This is a genomic window from Corallococcus sp. CA047B, from assembly GCF_003612065.1.
Taxonomy (GTDB): Bacteria; Myxococcota; Myxococcia; order Myxococcales; family Myxococcaceae; genus Corallococcus; species Corallococcus praedator.
This window is the reverse complement of sequence record NZ_RAWD01000099.1, coordinates 16,088-28,592: the sequence shown is the minus strand read 5'-3', so window position 1 is coordinate 28,592 and position 12,505 is coordinate 16,088. Positions and strand designations below refer to the sequence as shown.

The window sequence follows — 12,505 nt, the reverse complement described above, 5'->3', positions numbered from 1 at the left end:
GCCCCAGCCCCCGGAGCCCCCGGCTTCCAGACCTCCGGAATTGGCGGAGGCCACGCTCCGGCTCGGACGGCCGCTCTACCACGCGCTGGCGCAGGCATGGCCTGGAGTGCGCACGCTGCGGGATCGGCTGAGGCCCTGGCTCTGATGCGACCGGGTCACATCCGAATGGATGCGACGTGCGCAAGACGGCGAGGTAGTTGGTCGCCGTCTTGCCATAGCGGGCGGCGACGGCGCGACAGGGTGAACGCAAAGCCGCCGCCCTTTCTGTCCGGGCATGCCCCCGACAGCACCGAGTCCGCCGTCCTCATCCTGGCCGTGAGCCAGCTCCTCGTCCCGCTCCTCAACGGGCTGCTGTCGCGTCGGCAGTCGAAGCACGAGACCGTCGTGGACCAGATGCCCCTGCTGGGGGAGCGCACCACGCGCCAGCTCCAGCACGCCGCGAACGTGGTGGCCAAGGATTCGCAGCCCGACCGCTAAATCCTTTCGTTCGAGCGTTGGCTTGAGTCTTTGTGGCGCGGTGCCTACTGTCAGGGTTCCATCTCCCTGGATGCATCAAATTCGACTTGCACGGATTGTATCATGTCTGCCTTTGAAGGTTGTGTAACGACACCCCTGGCGAGCCGCGCTGCATCGGCGTCCATGAACGCTGCTGCCCAGAAGGCTACTGCTCCACGGGTTGCACGTAGCACCCCTCAACGGGCCGATGGGCACCCCTTCCCCGGGGAGCACCGCGTAGTCCCCGGAGCTCGTCGTGCCCATCACATCGCAGCGTGCCGCCTTCCTCTCCCGCGTCCTCTCCCTGATGCACTCCCCCTACCGCTGGGGCGCGAAGGGGGAGCGCGCGGCGAACGGCGCTCAGCTCTTCGACTGCTCCGGGCTGGTGACGTGGTGCCTGCACCAGGTGGGCGGGCCCGACTGGCGCAAGACGCACAACACGGACCGGCTGTGGGACGCGTGCAAGCCGGTGGCGAGCGTGGCGGACCTCCAGCCTCGGGACCTGGTGCTGTACGGCAAGGCGGGCGACCCGGACCACGTGATGGTGCACGTGGGCGCGGGCGTGGTGGTGGGCGCCTCCGGGGGCGGTAGTCGCACGCTCACCCTGGAGGACGCGGCGCGGGCGTGCGCTGTCCCGCTAGGGCCTGCAGCCGCCAAGGCGAGCACGAGGACCACCCGCATGCCACACGAGGGAGTGTTCCAGATTTTCATGCATGGCGGTCTATCCAGCTCTATGGGGGCCGACGCATCCCCCTTGAGAGGGAGGCCCGGGACCGCATGTGCAGGCCGGTCCCAAGGGCGACTCCTACGCGATGAAGGCGGGGAACTCGTCGCCCGGCTTCGGCACCAGACCTTCCAGCTAGACGCGTCCGACGGCCACGCCCTGGTTCGCGAAATTCACCTGTGCGTTGCAGAACGCCTCGTAGGTGTAGTGCCCGCTGCCAGTGGCCGAGTCGTCCACGCACCAGCCCTCGGGCGTGCGGTGCAAGGTGAGGGTAAACGTGTCCGGGAGGCGGCCGGGGACGAAACCCCGCCTGAACTCGCCCTGGACTCACCGCTCGTGCTGGCTCGTGGGCTCCCTCGCCCCCGGCCCGCTGATTTCCTCAGTCGGACCGGGGGGTTGGAGAGCGACCCCGACAGGAATCGAACCTGTGGCCTGCGGTTTAGGAAACCGCCGCTCTATCCAACTGAGCTACGGGGTCAATCCAGCGCAACCCCTTTATATCAGGGCAGAATCCCGTCGCAACGACGGTGATTCGGTGGGGGTGGGTCACCGGCCTGGGAGTCCGGTGGGAGTTCCGGGCCCGTCGGACCGGCCCATGTCATCCGGCAGTCACTGAGCATCATGACGAGGGGCTCCGGGCGAGCAGAGCGCGATGCGGCGAAGGCCGCCGCCTCCGCCGCCGTGGACGGCTTGGAGCGGCTCGCTAGCTGCCTCCACATGCAGGCCGGACATGGCCCCCATCCCTGGACGCACTGCACCGCGTGCCTGGATGCCATGAGGGCGAGCCCTCAGTAGCGCTGCCGCGGCCTTGTGGCGCGTGGCGCGACGGCTCCTCCCTGCCAAGTCGTAGCAGGACCTGCAGCCCCTACCGCCCGCAGCGTCAACCCCCGCCCATCTCGCCGTTGGCGCACTCCACCGCGCTGCCGGCACCGCACACCCGTAGCCCCGAACCCATTCATTCCGGCCGCACCTCCGGGTGCGACCAGGAGAAGCACGTCATGTCATCCAACCGCAAAGCGGTGACACCCAAGCAGTCCCGTCTTCCCGACAACTTCACGTTGCACTTCCAGCGCGTCCCCGGTGGATGGGGCGTTTCCGGATCCTCGACGGGGAAGGGGAGCTACGCGTACGAGGCGTTCTGCTGGCTGCCAACGCAGGCGGTCGCCGCGAAGAACCCTTCGTCCACCGCGCCGGACGCCAAGGCTCAGCGCGGCAAGAAGGGCGGTGGCCGATGAGCCCCGCCTTCGACGTGGGCTCGTGCTCCGAGAAGGGGCTGCGGGACTACCAGCAGGACGCCGTCGGGCATCACGTGGGCAGCGGGGGGCTGGTGGCCGCCGTCGCAGACGGCGTGGGCTCGCAAAGGCGCGCTGCGCGGTGTGCTGGGCGCCGCGCTCGCGGCGCGAAGTCCTCAACGAGCTGCGGGACCGGCCCGTCGCCACCTGCAAGGACAAGCTCTGCTGGCGCCTCTGGCGGAAGGCGCTGAAGCGGGAGTGGTCCCTCCACGAGCGCGCGAAGGCCGCGCTGGTGGACGCGTTCTCGGGCGGCGAGGGGGCGTGCCATGCGTGACGTCCTTCGCGCCCTTGGCGTCCTCTGCGCCACCGCGCTGCTCCGCGTGGCGACCCCGCTCCTGAAGCTGCTGGAGCGCCACCAACCACGCCCCACGTCCACCAGCACCACCGGCCGGCCCGCGCTGCGCGTCCTGCCCGGCGGCCTCTCCACGAAGCACGAGGTGCAGCGCCATGGGTGACACGAGCATCGAGTGGACGGACGTTGTGTGGAACCCAACTCGCGGCTGCTCCCGCGTCTCTCCCGGTTGCGGTGGCGGCACCTCCGGCAACCGCAAGGGTGGCTGCTACGCGGAGCGCATGGCCATCCGGCTCGCCGGCCCTGGCCAGCCCTACGAGGGCCTGGTGAAGAGCACCCCGGCCGGCCCGCGATGGACGGGCAAGGTGGTGCTCGACGCGGAGATGCTGGCCGAGCCGCTCCGCTGGCGGAAGCCCCGGCGCGTCTTCGTCAACAGCATGAGCGACCTCTTCCACGAGTCGCTCCATGCGAAGGACATCGCGCTGGTGTTCGCGGCGATGGCGCTCGCGCGACGGCATACCTTCCAGGTCCAAGAGTCCGGCGTTTGCCGAAGCCCTCCAGGATATCGCCGAGGTACCCGGAGGCGAACACCATTCACCTGGTGCTGGACAACCTCAGTACCCACAGCCGCCATGCGTTGGAGGTGCGGTACGGGGTACGTGCAGGACGTCGGCTCTGGCGTCGATTCACTCTACACTACACGCCCGTCCACGGCAGTTGGCTCAATCAGGCGGAGGTAGAGATTTCCCTGCTCTCCCGTCAGTGTTTGGGGACGCGGCGCATCCCCACGCTCGACAAGCTCCGCTGCGAAACGCAGGCATGGCAGAAGTGGGCCAACCGCCACCGGATCCGGATTCGCTGGCGATTCACCGTGCCGAAGGCCCGAGCGAAGTTCCATTACCAACCCACAGACTTCACCCGGTCATAGGACTAGGGCCTGTCCCCTGCCTGTCGTGTCTGCCGCGACTGTAGTCCCGAGGCAGTGAGCGCTCGGAGCCCGGTTGACGGGGCTCCGAGCGTCACGCATTGGAGACACATGTCCGATACTTTTTTTGCAGGTCCAGCAGGGCCTCGGCTCGCTTGAGGCGCACCTGGGCCCGGGCCAACTCCTTCACCAGCTCTGCGACGCGCCGGGCACTCGCCCATTGAAACCGGCGGAGGGTCGCCGCGAGAATGCGTCCCCCCCGCACCTCGCGGCGAAGGCCCCCCATGCCCCAAGACCTCGCATCACTCACAGAGCTCTCCACCCTCGAAGCCCTCATCGACGTTGAAGGGGTGGACGGGCTGCTCGCCGCGCTCGACGACGCGCTCGCCCGGACGCCGGCGGACACGCGCGTGCTGCACGAGGACGGCCCCACCGTGGGGCCTCGGACGCTCGGCGTGCTGCGCAAGGCCGTCACCCTCGACGCGGACTTCCTGCGCGAGCACCCCGAGGCAATCTTCCAGTGCCTCTACAACCGGCTGCGCTGGTACGACGCGCCAGACGCCGCGCGGCACTTCTCCGTCACGGGCCAGGGCCCCTGGGACGACCCGGAGGCGCACCTCCACCAGCTCGCGGCTTGGTGGCGACGGCAGCGGGAGTCCTCCGGCGGTGCGCCCTGGGTGGAGTCCCTCCTGCCGCTGCGTGGCGCGCTGGAGGGTGCCGACGTGTACCTCTGGCACGAGTCCCAGGTGTTGTGCGCGGCCTTCGATGCGACGGGGACGCGGCTCGCCACCGGCTCGTACTCCGACGGCTCGCACGCCGACGGTAACAACGTCCACGTCTGGGACGTGGCGACGGGCAAGCAACTCCGGGTGATGGAGGGCCACGAGATGGAGGTGCGCGGGATTTCGTGGAGCCCGGATGGCAAGCAACTGGCCTCGGGCTCCAGGGCGCATGAAGCGCGCGTCTGGGACGTGGAGACGGGAGAGCACCTGCACTTGTTCCGCCGTCAGGAGGGACAGGTGACGTCGGTGGCCTTCAGCCCGGATGGCACGCTGCTGGCGGTGGCCAACCTCGGCTGGCTCATCCACCTGTATGACCTGGACACGGGTGAGAAGGTCCGCACGCTCAAGGGGCACCAGCAGTCCGTGTTGAGCGTGGCGTTCCATCCCTCGGGGCGCTGGCTCGTGTCGGGCGCGTCGGACGACACGGTGCGCGTGTGGGAAGTGGCCACGGGCGAGCAGGTGGCGCGGTTGGATGCGCAGCGCTCCGTGAGCACCGTGGCCTTCAGTCCGGACGGCGAGTGGCTCGCGTGGGCGGACCTCGATGACGTCGGCGTGGCGGAGACGAAGACCTGGCAGCGGGTGCGCGGCATCCAGGGGGGCTCGCGCTACTCCCACGTGCAGTGGCTGGGGACCTCGCGGCTGGGCCTCTTGGGGTACGACCGGCTGGAGGTGCTGGACGTGAAGGACGGCGCCTCGGTGTGGTCGCGTCCCTATTCCTCGGACGGGCACGAGCGCGGCGCGGCCTTCTCGCCGGACCTGAAGCACTTCGCGCTGACGGCCGTCGATGGCGGTGTGCTGCTGAGCCAGCTCGATGCGCCCACTCCCCCCAGGCTCCTCTCCGAGCAGCACCGCGTGAAGCACCTGTGGGGACGGGCCGAGGGAGCCCTGGCCGTCGCGATGCGGATGGATGGCATGCTCGTTATCGATGCCCAGGGCCACGTACGCGAGCCACCGCCCGAGGCCAATGCATCCAACCTGCATGCCTGGCGCTTCAGCGGGAACGACGCGCTGGCCGCCTATCCCGTCACGAGCTACCTGGAGGACGGGTGGCGACGGGGCATCCAGTTGTTCGACCTGGCACGCCTCGCACCGACGATGGAGCTGACCGGGAAGCCGCTGGAGGGGCGGGATGCGTCCAGGAAGATGACGATGAAGCAGGTCATGACCTTCTCCCCGGACACGACGCTGCTCGCGGGGACGTTCGAGCTGGGCGTGGTGCGAGTGTGGCGCGTGGCCGACGGCCAGTTGCTCCACACACTCAAGGGCCCCGAGGCCCCTGTCACGATGGTGGAGTTCACCCCGGACGGCGCCTGCGTCGTGTCGGGCCATGAAGAGCCCTCCCGGCTCCAGGTGCACGACGTGAAGACGGGCCGGCTTGTGCTCGACACGCAGGCCTTGATGAAGCCCGCAGTGGCGTACACGGCGGCCGCGCGCGTGCCGCGCATCGCGGTGGGACGGGCCTCGGGTGAGCTCGAGCTCTTCGACCTGACCTCGGGTTTCCGGCGCGTGCTCCAGGTCTCCGAAGAGCCGGTCATCGCCGCGAGGCTCTCCGAGGATGGCCTGCGGGTGGCCGTGTGCACACTGGACGACCGGGTGCGCCTGTATGAAGCGGACACGGGGCGGCTCATGTACGAGGTACAGCACCCCGCGCTGCCGTTCCTGGTGGCCATGGAAGGGGACGTGCTCGTCACCCGCTCGGATGACCAGAAGACGCGCTTCTTCGACCTCGCCACGGGGGCGCCGAGAGAGGTGCTCGATGGTAACGCGGAGCCCGATGAGGTGACGCGCCGCGCGTACTGGGAGGTGCTCAGCGACGAGCCCGTCGCGTTCCATCGCCGGATGGACACCACGCCCCTGGCGCGCTTCCACGACTCGCTGGAGGAGACGATCATCCTGCGTGACGGGCTCGTCGTGGCGCGCGGACTCACCGTCCCGGACTTCCTCTACGTGCTGAAGCTCCACGACGCCTCGGGCGGAGCCTGAGGCCCGGAGTCACTGGCAGCCCAGATGAGCTTTCCCGGGGTCGGTGGACAGGTGGGTTAAGCAGCCAGCAGCACCTGTGAGGCAGCCTTCTCGAACTCGACGGGGCTGACGTAGCCGAGCGAGGAGTGCCGCCGCCCTACGGATGGACGGCCGGGCGATGACATGGGAGGGCGTCCAGCTCGGGCAGCCCGTCGACGATTCTTCGCACCCATCGCAACTCCTCAGCTTCGAGTGTTGCGACGACCCGTTGAATCCACCTTGGCTGCCGCGATCCGAAGGGTGCAGCAACCCGGCGGGGGGACAGCGACCCTTCAACGCCATGTCGAGGGCCGAGAGCACCAGGTGTCGGTCAATGCAGTGGTCCATGGCCCAGCCGATGATGCGCCGACTGAAGAGGTCCAGCACGACCGCCAGGTACACCCAGCCCTCGCGCGTGGGCACGTACGTGATGTCCGTCACCCAGGCCTGGTTGGATTTGGGCGGATTGAAGTCGCGAGCCAGTACGTTGGGTGCCACCGGCAGGCCATGCTTGGAGTCCGTGGTGTGCACGAAGCGCCTGCGCCGGCGAGCCCGCAACCCGGCCTCGCGCATCAGCCGGGCCACGCGGTGCCGGCCCACGTGCTGGCCCTGCGCTTTCAGCTCAGCGCGCACGCGGGGGCTGCCATAGGTGCGGCGGCTGTCCTGGTGCACCCGCCGGATTTGCTCCGCCAGCGCGGCGTTGGCCTTCTGGCGTGCGGACGCCTCCCGCCCCTCCCAGGCGTAGTAGCCCGCCCGGGACACCTCCAGCACACGGCACAGCAGGGCCACCGGGTAGTGCGCCTTCTCCTCCTGGATGGCCGCGAACCTCACGTGCTCTCCCTGGCGAAGAAGGCCGCCGAATACTTCACGCTCCATCCGCAGCTGGTGTACCTCGCGGCGCAGCTGGGTCAGCTCTTCCTTCTCGCCCCTCGTCAGCACCCCGGGCGGTCCCTGGCCCGCATCGGCGCGCGCCTGCCTCACCCAGGTTTCCAATGCGCTGCGCGTCAGGTCCAGGTCCTTGGCCACCTGCGCCCGGGACTTGCCCTCCTCCAACACCTGCTTTGCGCCTGCCCCCGGTGCGGAGGCAGGCGCAGGGGAGGGGCCCGGACACCGCGCCCCCCACCGTCACGGACTCACGGCAGCGGCGTCAGCTCGATGTTGTCGAAGTTCGTGTCCCAGCCGTTCGACGTCGCCAGGGTGACGTACGAGCAGGTGCCCTGCCAGTTCGTCACGACGTGGGTCACCTGACCCGGCGTCAGGGTGAAGGTGCGCGTGGGCTGGTTGAAGCAGCTCAGGGTCAGCGTCGCGCCCGTGTCCCAGGTGAAGGCGTCGAGCCCGACGATGTTCCGCTCCCCATAGATGCTGAGCTCGCCCTGGTTCACACCCCCGCCGTTGAACGAGACGCTCTTCGTCGTGAACCCGCCCCAAGGCGACGCGAGGTACCACTTGTTCTGCACGAAGTAGAACGGGCCGTGGGGACCGGTGATGGCCTCATCCGCACCGTCGAAGGTATCGAACGTGACCAGGTTCGACGCGGGGCCCACGGGGATCGTCACGGTGCTGGTGTTGTTGCCCGGAACGTTGTCCGTCTCCGACGCCGTGACGGTCGCCTGGAACTGGAACGTCCCGGCGAGCGAGGGCACCAGCGTCATGCGAACGACCGCGTCCTGACCGGCCGGCAGGCTCGTGATGTCGCAGTGCATGGTGCTGCTGGTCCAGTAGCCGCACGTGCCCACCGACGCCGTCGGCGTGAAGGCGAACGGCGCGAGCCCGGCCGGAACGGGAACGTCGAGCGAGAGGTTGGTGGCCGCCCGCGTGCCGTGGTTCGTCACGGCGATGTCATAGAAGAGCGCCTCGCCCCGGACGCCCGACCCGGCGGGGAAGTCGTGCTGCACGGACAGGTCGACCGGAGACGCGTCGCCGGTGGCGGGCACGAAGGCGACGTCCACCCAGAAGTTGGTGTTCAGCCACGCGTCCGACGGGAAGCCGCTGCCATTCAGACGGCGCACCCCGTTGCCACCCGCCGCGACCGCGGACGGCGCATGCAGGGGCGGCATGTCCACGCCCGCATTGCTGAAGTAGTTGGTCGAAATGGCATAGCGGCCGGCGGTCGCGAAGTACGACACGACATAGGTCGTGTTCGCGGCAAGGGCCACCGGCGTCGGGAACGTCAGCTCCCTCCATCCGAAGCTGGTCTCCCCGGGCGCCTGCGTGGTCGTGCCCAGCAGCGTGCCAGTGGCGCTCCACAGGTGACCCACGTGCGGCCCGATGTCGCCGCTGGCCTTGTAGTAGCGCACCTTCGTCACCGTGCCCGCCACGTCGGTGTGGAACTTCAGGCCCACCTCGGTCGGCGTGCTGTCCGCGTTCTCGAACTGAGGGTCGCCCGTCACCACGTTCCACAGGCTGCACGGGTTGCAGACGCTGCTCGCGAGCGTGGTGGCGGTGACGGTGGCGGACGCGGGGCCCACGTTGCCGGCGGCGTCACGGCCCCGCACGGTGTACTGGTACGCGGTGGCGGGCGTCAGGCCGGTGTCGCGGTAGCTCGTGGTGGTGCCGGGCAGCTCCGCGAGCAGCAGGCTGCCCCGGTACACCAGGTGCGCACGCGCGTTGCCCTGCATCTCGCCATTGCCGTCCACTGAGGCGTACCAGGTCAGGTCGATGGCGGTGGACGAGTTGGGCGACGCCACCACGTTGGTGGGGGCCGTCGGTGGCGTGGTGTCGTTGGGCTGGAACGCCACGTCCACCCAGTAGTTGGTGGCCTGGAAGGTGTCGGTGGGAAAGCCGCTGGCGCCATAGCGATAGAGGCCGTTGCCGCCCCCCGTCACGCTCGCGGGCGCATGGAGCGGCGGCGCATCCAGCGCGGACGCGAAGCCGTTGCTCGTCGCGGCGTAGTGCCCCGCGGGCGCGTGGTAGGACACGACGTAGTTCGTGTCCGCCGTGATGTTGACCGGCGTGGTGAAGCGCACCTCCTGCCAGCCCGACGCCGTCTCACCCTGGAATGTCGCGGTGGCCAGCAGCGTCCCTGACGCCGACCAGAGGCTGCCGGTGTGCGTGCCCGTGTTGCCCGCGCCTTTGTAGAAACGCACGCCCTTGATTTGCCCGGGCGCGTCGCTGCGGAAGCGCAGCCCCAGCTCCACCGCGGCGCTGTCATTCGCGGCCGCCACGGCCGGCACCGCGGAGGCGCTGAAGAGGGCGCGCTCGCCCGTCAGCAGCGGCTGCTCGGCCTGCTCGGTGCGCGGTGCTTCCGGGGCGGAAGGCTCCACGGCGCCGCAGCCTGACTGCACCCCCGTGAAACCCATCAACAACGTCGTGATCCAAATGGATGAACGGCTCAGCACGTCGAACTCCCTGTGGTTGAAGACTGGCGGTGGGATCTCACACTGCCGGCTTGGGAGTCGAGTATTCCAGGAAGAACGGACAGTTCCAGGATCGTCCGAAAGGCAGACGCAGGCTCGGGGTTTCAAAAAGCTACGGGCACTGTGCGAAGTATCCGCGCAGCTGCACCTGGGCCCGGAGCAACCGGGTGTCCGGGCCGGGCACCGTGGCGAGCGCGGCGATGACGCTCGTGCAGCCGGGCAACTTCAGGTCGATGGCCACCGCGGGGTGCAGGCGATCATCCGTGGTGTCAAAGACAAGCTCGGCGCGGAAGTCCGCGAGGGTTGTCTTGCGTTGCACGCCCGCCCCGGCACGCAGGGCCCGCTCGGAGTTCCACACATCCAGCCCCTGCACCGTCGCGAGCGCATCGAAGCGCGGGCCGAGCGCGGACTGGCCGGTCACCCAGAACGTGTGCCGGGTGTCCGTGAGGCCGTCCGCGGAGAGCACGTCTCCCTCCACGCGAGCGGAGACGCCCCAGCCGCCGGAGATCTGGATGTCGCCCCGGGCCCGCATCGTCCGCAGGGCCTCGGCGAAGAGCGTGGAGAGGTCCACGCCGCGCTCCGAGACGTCTTCCTCCGCGTCCCCGGGCGGGGACACGCCGTGGTTCGCCAGGGCGTCCGCCACCTTCTCGGGCAGGGGCGAGTTGAGCACGGGATCATGAGGGTCGTGGACCGTCGTCCGGAGGCCGAAGCCCACGCGCCACGCGTCCGCCACCGTGGCGTCGGGAATCACCGCGGCCGACAGCGTCGTCTTGGTCAGCACCCGCATGAGCCGACCGGCCACCGAGTTGGAGCGATACCGGGAGAGGCTCCGGACGCCACCTCCGAAGAGGAAGTAGGGCGCGACGTCCAGGGCGAGGCCCGGGCGGAGCGTCTCCGAGGTCCGCGAGGCGACCAGCGTGGCCATGAGGGGCTTGGGCGCCGCGCCGAGCAGCACGTGCGTGGGCGTCTCATCCAGGGCCACGAGGGCCGCGGACTCCGGGACGTCCACGTCGAGCACGAAGCGGTAGAGGTTGATGTTGTCCTGCGCGAGCCCTGGCCCCGGGCCGAGGAGCATCCCCAGGCCCGTCAGCAGCGCGAGCCCCCGCCGGAGGCCCGGCGCGCTCACGCGAGGCCCAGGGTGCGCAGGTAGTCGTTGGCGAAGGCCGCCCGCAGCGCGGGGCTGGTGAGCAGGGCCTCTCGTGCCTTGATCCACGCAGCGATGCGCTCCGGGCCATACATGCTCCGCACGCGCGCCGCGTCCAGGTCGTTGATCTTCCCCCAGTGCAGTGTGTAGGGCACCTGCTGCTCGGTGAGCCGTTGCCAGACCTTCTGGCAGTACGTCTTCGTGCGCGCCGACCCGGCCCCGTCGATGTCGAGCACGCACGTCAAGGGCCCGTGGTGGGTGAACGCCATCGTGGCCTTGGACGGCAGGACGTAGCGCAGCGCCAGCAGCCCGGGGAAGGGGTACTCCTGGTTGATGGCCATGGCGTGCTCCACGGTCTTGCGCACCTGGCCGAGGGGCATTCCCAGCGCGCTGCCAAAGGCCCTTCCCCGGGTGGTCGTGTCGGTGAACATCTCTCCTGGGAGCCCACAGACGTTCGAGAACTCCCCATAGAAGCGGTCCAAGAGCTTCGCGAGGACGGGAATGGTCAGCTCCGAGACCATGTCGGTCAGGACGCCGACGATCTCCAGGCCGCTGTCGCCTTGTGTCAGCTTGCTGCCAGGGCTGGGAGGCTTCGAGCCCGGAGGGCACTGGGCATGTTTGTACATCACCGTCACGTAGGCACCGCGCTCCAGGTCGTTGGGATTGATGACGACCTGGAAGTGATACGGCGTCTGCCCCGGGGGGCCCGGGAGCTGGACACCGGAGAAGTCGAGCTGGTCCATCGCGCGCCAGAGGCCCTCGGTCAGGGGCATCCGCCGGCGGTACGCCTGGAGGTGGTAGAGGTCCTCGACGACGAGGAGGACGCCATGCACGACGCCGAAGCTGCCCAGGCTCACGAGCGCGGCGTTGAACAGGGTGTCATCCCGGATGAGCTCCGCGCCAAGCTTCTGGGGGATGTCATCGTTGATGGTGGGGGAGCTGGCGCGCTCCAGCCACACGTGCCGCTCCGGTGAGACCACGAGGTGGAGGCCGGCCACGAAGTCCTGCATGGCCCCGAAGGTCAGGGAGGAGCCGTGCGTACCCGTCCCAATGGCGCCGGCGATGGTCTGCCCGTTGCTGGCCCCGGAGGTCGGCAGCGCCTTTCCCATCTTCTCCATCAGGAAGTGGTTCAGCTCCGCGACGGAGTTGCCGCACTGGACGAAGAGGAGGTTGTCCCGCGAGCCCGCGTAGGACGGGTGGGCGCGAGGGGTTGGGAAGAGGTAGTTCAGCGGCTTGGTGTTGACCAGGATTCCACTGGTCGCGGGCGCGCGGGAGAAGGACCAGCCGGCTCCCAACGCGCGGATCTCCAGGCCATCTCGGAGCGCCTGGGCAATCAGCCCCTGCAGGCCCCGGGTGGTATCGGCATAGCCCTCCGTCGAGGACTCGGAGGCATTGGCATTCCATACATCCAACAGCAGCTCCAGCTTCTGGCTGTAGCTCTCGTGCCAGTTTTGCCATTGCTTCAGGTCGCTCTGGTGGATGATGGGAGGCATG

Annotated in this window: 10 protein-coding genes, 1 tRNA gene and 3 pseudogenes; 8 read left to right on the top strand and 6 right to left on the bottom strand. The window is 69.1% G+C overall.

Going from position 1 to position 12,505, the window contains the following annotated elements:
• Positions 1-240 precede the first annotated feature (240 nt).
• Positions 241-477, top strand: a complete 237-nt coding sequence (locus D7X74_RS17385; RefSeq protein WP_233595714.1) for a hypothetical protein — start codon at positions 241-243, stop codon at positions 475-477.
• Positions 478-802: 325 nt separating this feature from the next.
• A pseudogene (locus D7X74_RS45285) lies at positions 803-1,069 on the top strand (NlpC/P60 family protein); the annotation flags it as partial.
• A gap of 285 nt (positions 1,070-1,354) precedes the next feature.
• Here the strand turns inward: D7X74_RS45285 and D7X74_RS44840 are convergent.
• Both D7X74_RS44840 and D7X74_RS17375 read right to left on the bottom strand, forming a co-directional pair.
• The gene (locus D7X74_RS44840; RefSeq protein ID WP_255424432.1) at positions 1,355-1,483 is read right to left on the bottom strand and encodes a hypothetical protein; all 129 of its coding nucleotides are present in this window, start codon (positions 1,481-1,483) and stop codon (positions 1,355-1,357) included.
• Between the two features lie 140 nt (positions 1,484-1,623).
• Positions 1,624-1,697 (bottom strand) — tRNA-Arg (locus tag D7X74_RS17375).
• A gap of 520 nt (positions 1,698-2,217) precedes the next feature.
• On the opposite strand from D7X74_RS17375, the gene D7X74_RS17370 reads away from it, so the two are divergent.
• The 6 genes and pseudogenes from D7X74_RS17370 to D7X74_RS17340 all read left to right on the top strand — a co-directional run bounded on the left by D7X74_RS17370 (position 2,218) and on the right by D7X74_RS17340 (position 6,493).
• Positions 2,218-2,454, top strand: a complete 237-nt coding sequence (locus tag D7X74_RS17370) for a hypothetical protein (RefSeq protein ID WP_120534084.1) — start codon at positions 2,218-2,220, stop codon at positions 2,452-2,454.
• Between the two features lie 139 nt (positions 2,455-2,593).
• Positions 2,594-2,785, top strand: a complete 192-nt coding sequence (locus D7X74_RS17365; RefSeq protein ID WP_120534083.1) for a hypothetical protein — start codon at positions 2,594-2,596, stop codon at positions 2,783-2,785.
• Positions 2,778-2,966 carry a hypothetical protein gene (locus D7X74_RS17360; RefSeq protein ID WP_120534082.1) on the top strand — a complete coding sequence of 63 codons (189 nt, stop codon included), beginning with the start codon at positions 2,778-2,780 and terminating at the stop codon, positions 2,964-2,966. The genes D7X74_RS17365 and D7X74_RS17360 overlap by 8 nt, the downstream gene beginning before the upstream one ends.
• Positions 2,959-3,273, top strand: a pseudogene (locus D7X74_RS45280) (DUF5131 family protein); the annotation flags it as partial. The gene D7X74_RS17360 and the pseudogene D7X74_RS45280, both read left to right, overlap by 8 nt.
• Positions 3,156-3,731: a transposase gene (locus D7X74_RS45275; RefSeq protein WP_233602142.1), complete on the top strand. Its 576-nt coding sequence runs from the start codon at positions 3,156-3,158 to the stop codon at positions 3,729-3,731. The pseudogene D7X74_RS45280 and the gene D7X74_RS45275, both read left to right, overlap by 118 nt.
• Positions 3,732-4,012: 281 nt before the next feature.
• Complete coding sequence (locus tag D7X74_RS17340; RefSeq protein WP_120534078.1) at positions 4,013-6,493, top strand: WD40 repeat domain-containing protein; 2,481 nt, start codon at positions 4,013-4,015, stop codon at positions 6,491-6,493.
• Between the two features lie 56 nt (positions 6,494-6,549).
• Here D7X74_RS17340 and D7X74_RS17335 read toward each other — a convergent pair.
• The 4 genes and pseudogenes from D7X74_RS17335 to D7X74_RS17320 all read right to left on the bottom strand — a co-directional run bounded on the left by D7X74_RS17335 (position 6,550) and on the right by D7X74_RS17320 (position 12,504).
• Positions 6,550-7,567: pseudogene (locus D7X74_RS17335) on the bottom strand (IS3 family transposase).
• Positions 7,568-7,644: 77 nt separating this feature from the next.
• Entirely contained in the window at positions 7,645-9,810 is a 2,166-nt protein-coding gene (locus tag D7X74_RS17330; protein WP_233602141.1) for a DUF4082 domain-containing protein, read from the bottom strand.
• A 169-nt stretch (positions 9,811-9,979) separates the two neighbouring features.
• A complete protein-coding gene (locus tag D7X74_RS17325) occupies positions 9,980-10,993 on the bottom strand; it encodes a hypothetical protein (protein ID WP_120534075.1) in 1,014 nt (337 codons plus the stop codon).
• Positions 10,990-12,504, bottom strand: a complete 1,515-nt coding sequence (locus D7X74_RS17320; RefSeq protein ID WP_120534074.1) for an FAD-binding protein — start codon at positions 12,502-12,504, stop codon at positions 10,990-10,992. The genes D7X74_RS17325 and D7X74_RS17320 overlap by 4 nt, the downstream gene beginning before the upstream one ends.
• Position 12,505 lies beyond the last annotated feature (1 nt).